The organism is Actinoplanes italicus, from assembly GCF_003001815.1.
Lineage (GTDB): Bacteria > Actinomycetota > Actinomycetes > Mycobacteriales > Micromonosporaceae > Actinoplanes > Actinoplanes italicus.
On record NZ_PVMZ01000010.1, the window covers coordinates 310,492 to 323,639 of the forward strand.

Annotated in this window: 13 protein-coding genes; 9 read left to right on the plus strand and 4 right to left on the minus strand. The window is 72.0% G+C overall.

Annotated features, from left to right (window positions below; translation table 11 throughout):
- The first annotated feature begins 107 nt into the window (after positions 1 to 107).
- From CLV67_RS25280 to CLV67_RS25295, 4 genes are all read left to right on the plus strand, one after another.
- The gene (locus tag CLV67_RS25280) at positions 108 to 2,816 is read left to right on the plus strand and encodes a helix-turn-helix transcriptional regulator (protein ID WP_170153982.1); all 2,709 of its coding nucleotides are present in this window, start codon (positions 108 to 110) and stop codon (positions 2,814 to 2,816) included.
- Positions 2,817 to 2,899: 83 nt separating this feature from the next.
- Positions 2,900 to 3,733 carry an alpha/beta fold hydrolase gene (locus tag CLV67_RS25285; RefSeq protein ID WP_106322524.1) on the plus strand — a complete coding sequence of 278 codons (834 nt, stop codon included), beginning with the start codon at positions 2,900 to 2,902 and terminating at the stop codon, positions 3,731 to 3,733.
- Positions 3,730 to 4,518 (plus strand): alpha/beta hydrolase, encoded by a 789-nt coding sequence (locus tag CLV67_RS25290; protein ID WP_106322526.1) that lies wholly within the window; start codon positions 3,730 to 3,732, stop codon positions 4,516 to 4,518. Before CLV67_RS25285 ends, CLV67_RS25290 begins: the two co-directional genes overlap by 4 nt.
- Positions 4,515 to 5,315: an MBL fold metallo-hydrolase gene (locus tag CLV67_RS25295; protein WP_106322528.1), complete on the plus strand. Its 801-nt coding sequence runs from the start codon at positions 4,515 to 4,517 to the stop codon at positions 5,313 to 5,315. The genes CLV67_RS25290 and CLV67_RS25295 overlap by 4 nt, the downstream gene beginning before the upstream one ends.
- A gap of 202 nt (positions 5,316 to 5,517) precedes the next feature.
- On the opposite strand, the gene CLV67_RS25300 is transcribed toward CLV67_RS25295, so the two are convergent.
- The 4 genes from CLV67_RS25300 to CLV67_RS25320 form a co-directional block, all read right to left on the minus strand.
- Positions 5,518 to 6,378: a zinc ribbon domain-containing protein gene (locus CLV67_RS25300; protein ID WP_106322530.1), complete on the minus strand. Its 861-nt coding sequence runs from the start codon at positions 6,376 to 6,378 to the stop codon at positions 5,518 to 5,520.
- Between the two features lie 45 nt (positions 6,379 to 6,423).
- Complete coding sequence (locus CLV67_RS25305) at positions 6,424 to 6,807, minus strand: alpha/beta hydrolase (protein ID WP_106322532.1); 384 nt, start codon at positions 6,805 to 6,807, stop codon at positions 6,424 to 6,426.
- Positions 6,808 to 6,912: 105 nt separating this feature from the next.
- The gene (locus tag CLV67_RS52740; protein WP_203737080.1) at positions 6,913 to 8,544 is read right to left on the minus strand and encodes a hypothetical protein; all 1,632 of its coding nucleotides are present in this window, start codon (positions 8,542 to 8,544) and stop codon (positions 6,913 to 6,915) included.
- Positions 8,541 to 9,590: an NAD-dependent epimerase/dehydratase family protein gene (locus tag CLV67_RS25320; protein ID WP_239166301.1), complete on the minus strand. Its 1,050-nt coding sequence runs from the start codon at positions 9,588 to 9,590 to the stop codon at positions 8,541 to 8,543. Before CLV67_RS25320 ends, CLV67_RS52740 begins: the two co-directional genes overlap by 4 nt.
- A 125-nt stretch (positions 9,591 to 9,715) precedes the next feature.
- On the opposite strand from CLV67_RS25320, the gene CLV67_RS25325 reads away from it, so the two are divergent.
- Genes CLV67_RS25325 through CLV67_RS25345 form a run of 5 tightly spaced genes read left to right on the plus strand, consistent with a single transcriptional unit; the run spans position 9,716 to position 13,142 of the window.
- Positions 9,716 to 10,375 carry a glycosyltransferase family 2 protein gene (locus tag CLV67_RS25325; RefSeq protein ID WP_106322536.1) on the plus strand — a complete coding sequence of 220 codons (660 nt, stop codon included), beginning with the start codon at positions 9,716 to 9,718 and terminating at the stop codon, positions 10,373 to 10,375.
- Positions 10,372 to 10,986, plus strand: coding sequence for a TIGR04282 family arsenosugar biosynthesis glycosyltransferase (locus CLV67_RS25330; protein ID WP_106322538.1), 615 nt, complete (start codon positions 10,372 to 10,374; stop codon positions 10,984 to 10,986). The genes CLV67_RS25325 and CLV67_RS25330 overlap by 4 nt, the downstream gene beginning before the upstream one ends.
- The gene (locus CLV67_RS25335; protein WP_203737078.1) at positions 10,973 to 11,614 is read left to right on the plus strand and encodes a methyltransferase domain-containing protein; all 642 of its coding nucleotides are present in this window, start codon (positions 10,973 to 10,975) and stop codon (positions 11,612 to 11,614) included. Before CLV67_RS25330 ends, CLV67_RS25335 begins: the two co-directional genes overlap by 14 nt.
- Positions 11,587 to 12,741 (plus strand): molybdopterin-dependent oxidoreductase, encoded by a 1,155-nt coding sequence (locus CLV67_RS25340; protein ID WP_106322542.1) that lies wholly within the window; start codon positions 11,587 to 11,589, stop codon positions 12,739 to 12,741. The genes CLV67_RS25335 and CLV67_RS25340 overlap by 28 nt, the downstream gene beginning before the upstream one ends.
- Positions 12,738 to 13,142: a hypothetical protein gene (locus CLV67_RS25345; RefSeq protein ID WP_106322543.1), complete on the plus strand. Its 405-nt coding sequence runs from the start codon at positions 12,738 to 12,740 to the stop codon at positions 13,140 to 13,142. Before CLV67_RS25340 ends, CLV67_RS25345 begins: the two co-directional genes overlap by 4 nt.
- The last annotated feature ends 6 nt before the right edge of the window (positions 13,143 to 13,148 follow it).

Genomic DNA, 13,148 nt, shown 5'->3' on the forward strand with positions numbered 1-13,148 from the left:
TGCTTGCATGTGAGTAGGAAAGCCTTGTTCCTTCGACGGTTGGTGCGTAGACAGAGATGCGGGACGCCGGAATTCGTGTTCGTCATGGTCGCGGGTGGGGAGGGTCGGTGGCGAACGGTCCGCACGCGCTGGTCGGCCGGGCGCCGGAGCAGGCGACTATCAGCGGCCTGCTCGACCAGGCGGTCGACGGCGGCGCCGCGCTGGTGATCCGGGGTACGCCCGGCGTGGGCAAGTCGGCGCTGCTGGAGTGGGCCGCCACGACGGCCGGTGACAAGTTCCGCGTGCTGCGGGCGATCGGGTCGGTCACCGAGTTCGGGCTGCCGTACGCGGCCCTGCATCAGGTGATGCGCCCGGTGCTCGGGCATCGCAACCGGCTGACACCGAAGTACCGGCTCGCTCTGGAGGTCGCGTTCGGACGTACCTCGGGAGCGTCCCCCGACCTCTACACGGTGGCGATGGCGGTGCTCGAACTGCTGGCGGAGGTGGCCGCCGACCGGCCGGTCCTGCTGCTCGCCGACGACGCGCAGTGGATGGACCTGGCCAGCCAGCAGGCCATGGCTTTCCTCGCCCGGAGGGTCGCGGCCGACCGGATCGTCCTGCTGGCCACCCACCGCGACACCGAGTCGGGCCTGCTGCTGGACGCGGCGATCCCGTCGGTGGAGATCGCCCCGCTGGACGACGACGCGGCGGCCGCACTGCTCGACGGGGTGGCCGGCGGGCTGGATCCGGGTGTCCGGTCGCAGCTGCTCGACGCGGCGTGCGGCAACCCGCTGGCCCTGCTGGAGCTGCCGCGCGCGGTCGGCGCCTACTGGGGAGTGAACGGTGACCGCCTGCCGCTGACCGCCCGGCTGGAGAGTTCGTTCCTGGCTCGAATCGGCGAGTTCGACGCCGCGAGCGCCACGGTGCTGGAGGTGGCGGCGCTCAGTGACGCCGACGACGTGGCCGAGATCGTCGCGGCCGCCGGGCTGCTGTCGCCGCGCGATTCCGTGCCGTCACTCGATCCGGCCGTGTCGGCGGGGCTGATCGTGGTGGACGGCGCATCGGTGCGATTCCGGCATCCGCTCATCCGGTCGGCCGTCCTGCAGCGGCTCGGCCCTGACCGGCGGCGTGCCTGTCATGCCGCGCTGGCCCGGGTGATGGTGGACCGGCCGGAACGGTCGGTGTGGCACCGGGCCGGGGCGGCGCTGTGGCCGGACGCGGCGCTCGCGGAGGAACTCGAACGGCACGCCGAGCAGGCGATCCGGCGCGGGGCGCCGGCCAACGCGGTGCCGGCGCTGGAACAGGCCGCGCAGCTCTCGGTCGAGCGTGGCGACAAGGAGGCCCGCACGTACCGGGGGGCCGCGCTCGCGTACACGGTGGGGCAGTTCGAGACCGGCGAACGGCTGCGCCGGCACCACCGTGATCTCGTGGAGTCCCAGCACGACGGGCTGCGGCACGAGTGGCTCAACGAGCTGGCCGACGGTGACCGCGGAGGTGAGCAGCGCATTCACTCGCTGCTCGAGTTCGCCGAGCGGGCCACCGTGGCCGGTGACGGCACGCTCGCCACCGACCTGCTGCGGTCGGCGGCGCTGCGCTGCTGGAACCTGTCGCCGGGCCGTCCGGTCGGCCGGCAGGTGATCGCCGCGGCGGACCGGCTGGGCGTGGCCGACCCCGCGACGCGGGCGCAGCTGCTGGCGTACGGCTCGCCGTTCGGCAGTGACGGCACGATCCGCGCGCTGATCGCCGGGATCCCGGCGTCCGAACGGGACGCGACGACCACCTACCGGCTCGCGCACGCGGCGGCGTGCGCCGGGGCGTCGGACGTGTCGGAGGGGCTGCTCACCGAGGCGGCCGACCGGATCCGCGCCGAAGGGCACCTGCACACCCTCGGCCGTACGTTGTCCCTGCTGGCCTGGTCGGCGATGCGGCGCGGCTCGTGGTCGCACGCCGTGGTCGCGGCCGAGGAGAGCGCCCGGCTGTGTGCCGAGACCCGGCAGCCGTTCTGGGAGGCCGCGTCGCTGGTCGCGCACGCCATGGTGGCCGCGTTCCGGGGCGACTTCGCGCACGCCGAGGAGTTGGTGGCCGGCGCCGACCTGCTCAACCCGCGCCGGTTCGCGACCATCGAGGCGGTGGCGCTGCTGGCCCGCGCGGCCGTCGCGTCCGGTCAGGGCCGCTACGAGCTGGCGTTCTCCTGCCTCGCGCGGCTGCACGACCCGGCCGCGAGCGCCTTCCACCCGGCGCACGCGCTGTGGTCACTGGGCAGCATGGCCGAGGCCGCGGTCGCGTGCGGTCAGGTGGACGCCGCCCGCTCTCTGATCGACGACCTTCCGGCGGATGTACGGGCGACGACGTCCCCGACCGGCCGGATGAACCTGGCTTTCGCGGCCGCCGTGCTCACCGGTGACGACGACGCCTTCGCTGCGGCGCTGTCCGCGGACATGACGATGTGGCCGTACGAACGCTATCGGTTGTTCCTCTCCTACGGCTCGGCGTTGCGCCGCCAACGGCGGGTCCGCGAGTCCCGTGATCTGTTGCGGCAGGCCCGTGACGGGTTCGACGGCCTCGGCGCCCACCCGCTCGCCGAACGTGCCCGCACCGAGCTGCGGGCGGCGGGGGAGCGCAGTGACTCGCCGGCCACCGACGTGTGGGAGTCGCTGTCGCCGCAGGAGATCCAGATCGCGTCGATGGTCGCGCAGGGCATGACGAACCGTGACATCGCCAAGAGCCTGTTCATCTCGCACCGGACGGTCGGCAGCCACCTGTACCGCATGTTCCCGAAGCTCGGCATCGCCTCGCGCTCGGATCTCCAACGGTTGGCAGCTGAACACGAACGGTGAGATGCAGTCATGTGACTCACGCGAGGAGCGCTCCCATGGCCATAGGTTCGAGCCGTTCCCCAGAAATGAAAGGAACGGCTCTCATGCCCTTCGTCACCACTGCCGACGGTACCGACATCTTCTACAAGGATTGGGGCAGCGGCCGTCCGGTCGTGCTCGCTCACGGCTGGCCGTTGAACTCCGACAGCTGGGAGGCCCAGCAGCTGTTCCTGGCCGGCAACGGTTACCGGGCGATCGCTCATGACCGGCGCGGGCACGGCCGGTCGACCCAGTCGTGGTCCGGCAACGAGATGGACACCTATGCCGACGACCTGGCCGCGTTGCTCGAGCAGCTCGACCTGCGCGAGGTGACCCTGGTCGGGTTCTCCACCGGTGGCGGGGAGATCACCCGCTACATCGGCCGGCACGGTACCTCCCGCGTCGCGCAGGCCGTGCTCGTCTCGGCGGTGCCGCCGCTGATGGTGCGCCGTGACGACAACCCGGGCGGTGTGCCGGTCGAGGTGTTCGACGGTATCCGTGCCGGATCCGCCGCGGACCGCTCGCAGCTGTACAAGGACCTCGCCGACGGGCCGTTCTTCGGCAACAACCGGCCCGGCGCCGACGTCTCACAGGGCATCCGTGACGCGTTCTGGCTGCAGAGCATGGCGGCCGGGCACCGCAACGCCTACGAGTCCATCGCGGCGTTCTCGGCCACCGACTTCCGCGACGACCTCGCCGCGTTCGACGTGCCGACGCTGGTCATCCACGGCGACGACGACCAGGTCGTGCCGTTCGAGGTCGGCGGCAAGGCCTCGGCCGCGCTGGTCAAGGGCGCCGAACTGATCGTCTACCCGGGCGCACCGCACGGCATCACCGACACCCACAAAGAACAGCTCGGCAACGACCTGCTGGCCTTCCTGAAGGGATACGACGCATGAAACCGATCGTCCTGGTCCACGGCTTCTGGGTCACCCCGCGCAGCTGGGAACACTGGATCACCCACTACGAGGCCAAGGGCCACCGGGTCATCGCCCCCGGCTACCCCGGCTTCGAGGTCGAGGTGGAGGAACTCAACGCCAACCCCGACATCATCACCGCGGTCACCGTCCCGGCGATCATCGACAAGCTCGAGGCCGAGATCCGGGCGCTGCCGGAAGCGCCGATCATCATCGGACACTCCGCCGGCGGCGCGTTCACCCAGATCCTGCTCGACCACGGCTACGGCGCCGCCGGCGTCGCGATGAACTCGGCACCCACCGAGGGCGTCAAGGTCGTACCGCTGTCGCAGGTGAAGTCGACGTTCCCGGTGCTGAGGTCGCCGGCCAACCGGCACAAGTCGATCGGGCTGTCGCTGGAGGAGTGGAAGTACGCCTTCACCAACACGTTCTCCGACGAGGAGTCCGAAATCCTCTACCGGCGCTATCACGTCCCGGCCAGCGGCGGCATTCTCTGGGGCAGTGTGCTGGCGAACTTCCAGCCCGGTCACCAGGACACCTGGGTCGACTACCACAACGACAAGCGGGCGCCGCTGCTGTTCGTCTCCGGCAGCGAGGACCACATCATGCCGCCGTCCGTGCAGCGATCCAACGCCAAGCACTACAAGTCCAACACCGTCACCGAGCACATCGAGTACGAGGGATACGCCCACCTGCTGCCCGCACAGAAGGGCTGGGAGGAGATCGCCGACCACGTCCTCGACTGGGCCCTGCGCCACGCCCGATGACGACGACATCCCAGGTCCGGGTCACCCACATCGGTGGCCCGACCGCCCTCATCGAGGTCGGCGGATGGCGCCTGCTGACCGACCCCACGTTCGACCCGCCGGGCCGCCGGTACGACTTCGGCTGGGGCACCTCGTCGACGAAGACGACCGGACCGTCGATGACCCCTGCCGACCTCGGCCCGATCGACGCCGTGCTGCTCACCCACGACCACCACGGTGACAATCTCGACGATCTGGGGCGGGCCATGCTCCCGGACGCCGGGTCGGTGCTCACCACCGAGTCCGGCGCCCGCCGGATCGGTGGCAACGCGCGGGGTCTCGCACCGTGGGCCACCACGACCCTTCAAGCCGAGGGCCGGCCGACCATCGAGGTCACCGCGACCCCGTGCAGGCACGGCCCGCCGCTGAGCGGACCGATCGTCGGTGACGTGGTCGGGTTCGCGCTGCGCTGGGACGGTCAGCGGCACGGTCAACTGTGGATCTCCGGTGACACGGTGCTGTTCCAGGGGACCCACGAGGTCGCCGACCGGCTCCGCATCGGCACCGCGCTGCTGCACCTCGGTGGTGTGCGGTTCCCGATCACCGGACCGCTGCGGTACACCATGACCGCCCGCGACGCCGTCCAACTCTGCCAGGCACTCCGCCCGCACACGGTGATCCCGGTGCACTACGAGGGCTGGCGGCACTTCCGGCAGAACCGGGACGCCGCCGAGCGCGAGTTCGCCGCGGCCGCCCCCGACATCCACCGCAGCATCCGGTGGCTGGAGGTCGGCGTCGGCACCGAGATCCCCGGCTGACCATCGGGCCGGCCCGCCGGACGGGCCGGCCTGTCCGTCGGACTGGCCCGATCGTTGGACTGGCCCGATCGTTGGACTGGCCCGATCGTCGGACTGGCCCGCTCGTCGGACTGGCCCGCTCGTCGGACTGGCCCGATCGTCGGACCGGCCCGATCGTCGGCTGGCCCGCTCGTCGGACCGGCCCGATCGTGGGAGTGCCGGGTCAGAGGGTCGGGAAGATCACGCTGAAGAACAGCGCGAGCGCGATCGCCCAGATCAGCGAGCCGACGAGCGCGGTCACCCACGGCTGTCGGCTCTTGACCAGCAGGAACGGCGCGTAGAGCAGGAACGCGAACACGCGGCCGAGCCAGTGGCTCTCCTTGATGACATCCAGCAGCTGGTCCGAGACGGTGTCCAGGTGCGTCTCCTGGAGCCGCGCCTGCATGCGCTGCGCCACCAGGCCGTAGTAACCGAACACGATCGGGAAGATCCACAACGGGGAGATGCGTACGAGCACGGTCTCCGACAGGCTGTCGAACAGCACCGTGTAGATCACCATGGCGGAACCGAGCCCGAGTGCGATCAGCGTCGCGTAGAACGCCCGCCGCGTCGCGTCGACCGGCTCCGGTGGAGTCGCTTTGACAGCGACCGGTTCCGGCCTGTGCGGGTGGCCGCACTGCGGGCAGGCGGTCGCCGCGACCGAGATCTGCCGCCCGCACGCCTCGCAGGCGGTGAACCTCGGAGCGGCCGTGCCCACTGCTCCGGTGGCCTTCACCTCGGCGGGCTCGAACTCGCGCCGCCTGCGAGCGGTGGCCAGGACCACGACACCGCCGGCCATCCCGGCCGCGCCGGCCGCCAGCAGCATGGTGCGGTTGTACTCGGCGTCGTCGATACGCCACTGGGTGCTCTCGGCGTAGCCGACGAACCGCTCGCGCTCCGCCGGGTCGGCCACCGTACGCGACTGCTCCAGCTGCCAGGCGCGTACGCCGGTCTCGCGATCGGCCTCCCGCCAGGCCGTGATGCCGAGCAGGAGCAGTGGAAGGCTCAGCACGAACAGCACGATCCCGGGAACGCGGCGCGACATACCTCTCCCTACGTCTCTGGTGAGGTCACACCGTAATCGAGGGTCTCAAATCCGCGGCCAGGCCATTGCCGTACGCAGAAACTGTTCGATGACCTCCCAGCTCGGCGCCGGTGGGCCGACCGTGATCCGCTCGACGCCCCGGCCGGTGCGGTAGACGGTGTGCCGCGAGTGGTTCGCCGGATCGAGGACCTGCCGCCGGTCGTGGCCGGCACCCGGCACCGAGAAGAAAGTGGCCTCCGCACCCGCCGCCCGTGGCGCGTTGTACAGCAGGATGCTCTGCGCGTGCGGGACGAGCGGGTCGTCCTGGCCGTGCCGAATCATGATCGGCGGCGCGTCGGGGGTGATGTAGCCGGTGGGGTCGGTCGCCCGTACATCCGATCTGCGTTCGGCGGTAAGCAGCCGGCGTGCCGCCCGCGGCGTGCCCGTCAATCGTCGGCGATCTTGTGGGGTTGGGGTTGCTTGGGAGGCGAAACCTCACGATATCTGCACTCGGCGGCATCAGCCGCGCCGGTCGCCGAGGCCGGTGGCGGTGTTCTACCAGTGCGTCAGCAGCAGGTGGTTGATTGTGAGGGCGACCGCCGCCTGAACGGCGAGCCACATGCGACGGTCTGCGGCCGGGATCAGTGCAGCCCCCGCCATCAACCAAACGGTGAAGGGTAGCCAGATGCGCTCCACCTCGGCCTTGCTGTAGCCGGAAAGGTCGGCGGCCAGGATCGCCGTCGCGGCGGCGAGGGGCAGCAGCCAGGCCGCGCTCGGGTCAGCCGCGTGAGCGGACAGAACGTTCGTTCTGCCAGGGGGTGACAGTGATTTGGTGGACAGAACGTTCGTTCTGTCTGGGGGCGAGGGGGTTTCAGTAGACAGAACGTTCGTTCTGTCTAGGGGTGAAGGGGGCTCGGCGGACAGAACGTTCGTTCTGTCTGGGGCTGGCGGGGTTTCAGTGGAGAGAACGTTCGTTCTGGCGGGGTGGGACGGAGATTGGGCAGACAGAACGTTCGTTCTGCGTGAGAAGAACAGGCAACCCGTGGACAGAACGTTCGTTCTGGCGAGGAACAGCGGAAGAACGGTGTCGGCCCGCCAGGCGGCCAGAACCGCGCGCCGGACGATCACAGCCGCTACGGGCCCGGCGGCAACGGCCACCAGCGCCAGGTCAGCCCAAACCCAGTAACCGTAGGCGCGATCGGCAGCGATCCCCTGGTAATAGCGCTCGATGACCAGGCGATACCCGGTGGGCCAGAAGAACCCCGCGGCCGTGAACGCGACCACCACCGGCAGCGCACCACCGAACGTCCACCCCGCGGTCCGCCGACGCCGTCCGGCAAGCACGACGGCCAGCGCGATCGGGCCCATCAGCACGAGCCCGTACGACAGATAGCAGCCGAACGCCAGCAGCCCCCCACCGGCCAGCGCGCCCAGCGCCGACCCCCGGGTGACACCGTGCGCCAGCAGGGCGACCCCGGACGCCGTCACCCCGGCGAACAGCCCGTCGGCCGATACTCCGGACCAGATCGCGCCCGGGAACAGCACCACGAACGGCAGCACGGCGCGGGCCGCCTCATCAGAGCCGAGCAGCCGTACGGTGTGCGGCACGGCGACGGCGACGAGCGCCGCCGTGAGAACGCACAGCAGACCGGCCCAGGCACCGCCGCCGAGTCCGGCCCGGTCGAGCCAGACGAACACCAGCAGTGCGCCCGGCGGGTGACCGGACACGTGCGTGGTCCAGGAGTCGAGCTGGAAGTCCAGGATCCGCGAGCTGAACCCGCTCAGCATGGCCGGGATGTCGCTGACGCCGGGAACCTCGTGCAGATACTCGTGCGAGGTGGTCAGCCGCCCGGCGGCACCCCGCTGCCAGCCGTCGATCAGTGCCAGCGACAACGTCCACGTGACGGCGGCGAGATAGGACAGCCCGAGCAGCCGCGGCCACGACGACCGCGCGGCCAGCGCGGGGCCGTACCACCAGACGAGCAGAGCCGTCAGCAGGGCCAGGGGTGAGCCGGGACCGACGTGCGGCAGCCAGTGGGCGAACAGCGGGGCGGCGCTCGCGTGGACCGGGCGTCCCAGCAGGTGGAGCACGCCGCCGGTCACGGCGGCCACCATGACCAGGCTGACCGCGACACCGGCGGCGATCAGGTCGGCGCGTGCCGGACGGTGCCACAACCGGACGCTCATCCGCGCAGCGGCGCGCAGGCGAACTCGGCCACCCCGTCGGCCAGGTCCACGGCGGCCCGGAACCCGAGCTCGGACCCGGCGCGTGCCGGGGACGCGACGATGTGCCGGACGTCGCCGAGCCGGAACTCACCGGTCACGATCGGGGGTGGTCCTCCGGCGGCCCGCGCGAGTTCGGAAGCCATCTGCCCGACGGTCGCCGGACGACCCGAGGCGATGTTGTACGCACGCCAGCCGCTACGTGTGACGGTCGCGTCCAGTGCGGCGAGGTTGGCCGCCGCGACGTCCCGCACGTGCACGAAGTCGCGACGCTGGCCGCCGTCCTCGAACACCCGTGGCGCACGGCCGACCTCGAGTGCCGACCGGAAGATCGCCGCGACCCCGCTGTACGGGGTGTCGCGGGGCATGCCGGGCCCGTACACGTTGTGATAGCGCAGCGCCACCACGGTGCCGCCGGTCTGCCTGGCCCACGCGGCGGTCAGGTGTTCCTGCGCGACCTTGGTGGCCGCGTACACGCTGCGCGGATCCAGCGGAGCGTCCTCGGAGATCAGTCCCGGGTCCAGCGCGGCGCCGCAGACCGGGCAGGGCGGCTCGAACCGCCCGGCCGCCAGGTGGGCGACGACCCGTGGCGCGGCACTCACCGAACCGTGCTCCGGGCAGGTGTAGGAGCCTTCGCCGTAGACGACCATGGAACTGGCGAGCACCAGCCGGGGCACACCCGCGCGGGCCATCGCGGCGAGCAGGACCGCCGTGCCGAGGTCGTTGCAGCCGACGTACTCGGGCAGGTCGTCGAGGTCGACGCCGAGTCCCACCATCGCCGCCTGATGGATCACCGCGTCCACACCTGCCAGCGCGTCGGCGACGGCGGGCCGGTCACGCAGGTCGAGCCGGAGCACCGGGGCGCCGGCCACGGTATCCGGTGGCGGCACCCGGTGCGCGCCGGGATGACCGGCGTCCACCACGGTGACGCGGTGACCGGCCTCCCGCAGGGCGGTCACGACATGGGTTCCGATGAAACCGGCACCGCCGGTGACGAGTACGTGAGTCACGGCGCCGACGTTAGAGCCGGAAACCCTTGGTGTGCGCCGCCCACGGCGTACCGTCAGAGGTTCGTAAGACTCCGTCATCGCCTCGTAAGACTTTCCCGGCCCGCCCGCACCTAGCGTCACGCGGCATGACCGATGTGGTTCTTCCCTGCCGCGACGAGGCTCCGGCCCTGCCCGGCCTGCTCGCGCGGATGCCGTCCGGATACCGGCCGATCGTGGTGGACAACGGCTCGACCGACGGATCCGCCGAGGTGGCCCGCGCGTGCGGCGCCGAGGTGATCAGCGTGGCCGAGCCCGGCTACGGCGCCGCCGTGCACGCCGGTGTCCTGGCCGCGGACCCGGCCGACGGCGTGGTGTGCGTGATGGACGCCGACGGCTCGTTCGACCCCGGCCAGCTGCCGCGACTGGCCGACCGGGTCCGGGACGGCCGCGCACACCTGGCAACGGGCCGCCGCCGTCCGGCCGCCCGCGGTGTGTGGCCGCTGCACGCCCGGGTCGCCAACACCTTCCTCGCTCACCGGCTGCGCCGTACGACCGGACTCGACGTCCACGACATCGGACCGATCCGGGCGGTACGCCGCGACGACCTGCTCGCGCTGGACCTGCGTGACCGCCGTTTCGGCTACCCGCTGGAGCTGCTGATCGCGGCTGGCCGGGCCGGATGGCGCGTGATCGAGGTCGACGTCGACTATCACCCGCGGGCGGCCGGCACCCGGTCGAAGGTGACCGGCACCCTGCTCGGCACCGCCCGGGCCGTCCGTGACATGGGCGCGGTGCTGGCCCGATGAACCCGCGCATCCTCGTCCTGGCGAAAGCGCCGGTTCCGGGCCGGGTCAAGACCCGCCTGTGTCCACCGTGCACACCGGAGCAGGCAGCCGCGATCGCCGCCGCCGCGCTGGCCGACACCCTCGACACCGTCACCGCCGCCACGGCCGGATCCCGGGTGCTCGTCGTCGACGGCGAGTATCCGGCCCCGCCCGGCTGGACGGCGTTCGGCCAGCGCGGCGGCCCGCTGGGGGAGCGCATCGCCGGCGCGTTCGAGGACACCCGTACGCCCGGGGTGCCCTCGATCCTGATCGGAATGGACACCCCGCAGCTCCTCGTCGCGCACCTCGAAACGGCGGCGCGGATGCTCGCTACGCACGACGCCGTGCTCGGACCGGCCGACGACGGTGGCTGGTGGGCCCTGGGCCTGCGCGATCCCGGCCACGCCACGGTCCTGCGCACCATCGAGACCTCCACCGCGACCACCGGCCGGCAGACCCTGGCCGCACTGCGCGGCCGTGGCCTGCGGGTGGGTCTGCTGGAGCGGTTGCGTGACGTCGACACCGCCGCGGACGCCCGGGCCGTGGCCGCCCTGTGCCCACCGATCAGCAGGTTCGCCCGTGCCGTCTGTTGAGGCCGTCTTCGACACCGCGCTCAGCCGGGCCGAGGCCGGCGTACCGGCCGGCTTCACGGCCCGGCACCCGAGCGGCGCCGAGCTGCGGTTCGACCCGGCCGCCTGGTGCCGGGACGCGATTGCAGGCGACACCGGACTGCTCGACCGCTGCACCGGGCCCACCCTCGACGTCGGCTGCGGCCCCGGACGCCTCGTCGGTGCCCTGACCGGCGCGGGCCGACCGGCGCTCGGCATCGACATCAGCGCCGCGGCCGTCCGCCTGGCCCGCCGCCGGGGCGCGACAGCCCTGCAGCGTGACGTCTTCGAACCGCTGCCCGGTACCGGCCGCTGGCGGCATCTGCTCCTCGCCGACGGCAACATCGGCATCGGCGGCGACCCGCATCGCCTGCTGAGCCGCTGCCGCCGTCTGCTGGCGTCCGACGGACGGCTCCACGCCGAGCTGGCGGCGCCCGGCACCCCGGCCTGGTCCGGCGTCGCCACGGTGCAGGGCCCGGGCGGCGGCAGCCCACTGCGCTGGGCGTGCGTACCCCTCGACCAGCTTTCCGCACTTGCCGCGGGCGCCGCGATGCGCCTGCTCGAGACCTGGACGGAGGCGGATCGATGGTTCGCCACACTGACACCCCGCTGACCGGCGGCGCGGTGCTCTTCCGGTCACGGCTGCGATCGGTCCGGCTGACCAGCCTGCTCGGCGTCGCGCTCGGCGTCACCTTCGTCGTCTGCTTCATGACGGGGCTGCTCAGCCACCTCGTGCAGCATCCACCGGACTGGTTCCGGTGGCCGTCACGGCCGGTCGGGCTCTACCGGTTCACCCAGGGCCTGCACGTGGCGACCGGCCTTGCCACGGTGCCGCTGCTCGGTGCCAAGCTGTGGTCGGTCTATCCGCGGCTGTTCGCGTGGCCGCCGATCCGGTCGTTCGGGCACGCGGCCGGACGCGCCGGTGTCGCGGTGCTGGTCGCGGCCAGCCTGTTCCAGGTCGTCGGCGGAGTGCTGAACATCGCCCACTGGTACGCGCCGATGCCGTTCTTCTTCACGGCCGGGCACTACTGGGTCGCGTGGTTGATGGCCGGCGCGATCCTGGCGCACGTCGGCGTACAACTGCCGGTGGTTCGTGCCGCACTCTCGCGTGCCGCTCGTGAGGCGGATGCGGACGCGGTGAGCCGTCGCGGGCTGCTCGCCGGGGTCGCGGCGGCGGCCGGGCTGATCACGCTGACCACCGTGGGTCAGACGGTCCGGCCCCTGGCCGGACTCGCGGTGCTCGCCCCGAGGCGGCCGGATGCAGGTCCGCAGGGGGTTCCGGTCAACAGAACGGCAGACCAGGCTGATGTACGCGCACGCGCGCTCGACCCCTCGTACCGGCTGAAGGTCACCGGCCCCGGCGGACACGCGGACCTGGATCTCGCCGCCCTTCACGCACTCACCCGGCACACCGCGGAACTGCCGATCGCCTGCGTCGAGGGCTGGAGCGCCACCGGCCGCTGGTCCGGCGTCCGGCTGCGGGACCTGGTGACGCTGGTGGGCGGCGACCCGGAACGGGCGAGCGTCGAGGTGGAGTCGCTGGAGCCGGCCGGCCGGTACCGGACGTCGACCGTCGCTGCCGAGCACGTGCGTGACCCGCTGACCCTGATCGCCCTGCTGCTCGACGGCGAACCGCTGCACCTCGACCACGGCTTCCCGGCTCGGCTGATCGCACCGAACCGGCCGGGCGTGCTGCAGACCAAGTGGCTGGCCCGGATCACCGTGCGAGGGCTCGCATGAGGACCCGCGCGCTCCTCGTGGCCGCCGGTGTGCTGCTGATGGGGTACGCCGTCGCCGGTGCCCTCGCCGACCCCGACCTGTCGCCGGGCGGGGTGCTGATCTTCCTGGCCGGTGTGCTCGTCGGCCACGACGCCGTCTGGATGGCCGTGCTGTCGGCGGCCGGTGCCACCATCAGCAGGTACGTCCCGGAAGAGCGCCGCCCGGCGGTGCGGACCGCCGCGATCAGCGCCGCCGCGATCAGCTTCGTGGCGTTGCCGCTCACACCCGGACTCGGCCGGTCCGCCGGCGATCTCGCCCTCGTGCTGGTGCTGATCGCCGGTGCGGCACTGCTGACGTTCGTGCCACGCCGTAAGGATTCCGAAAGACCCCGCTGCAGCCGGTCAGGCGGCAGGGGTCGGTAGCGTGGC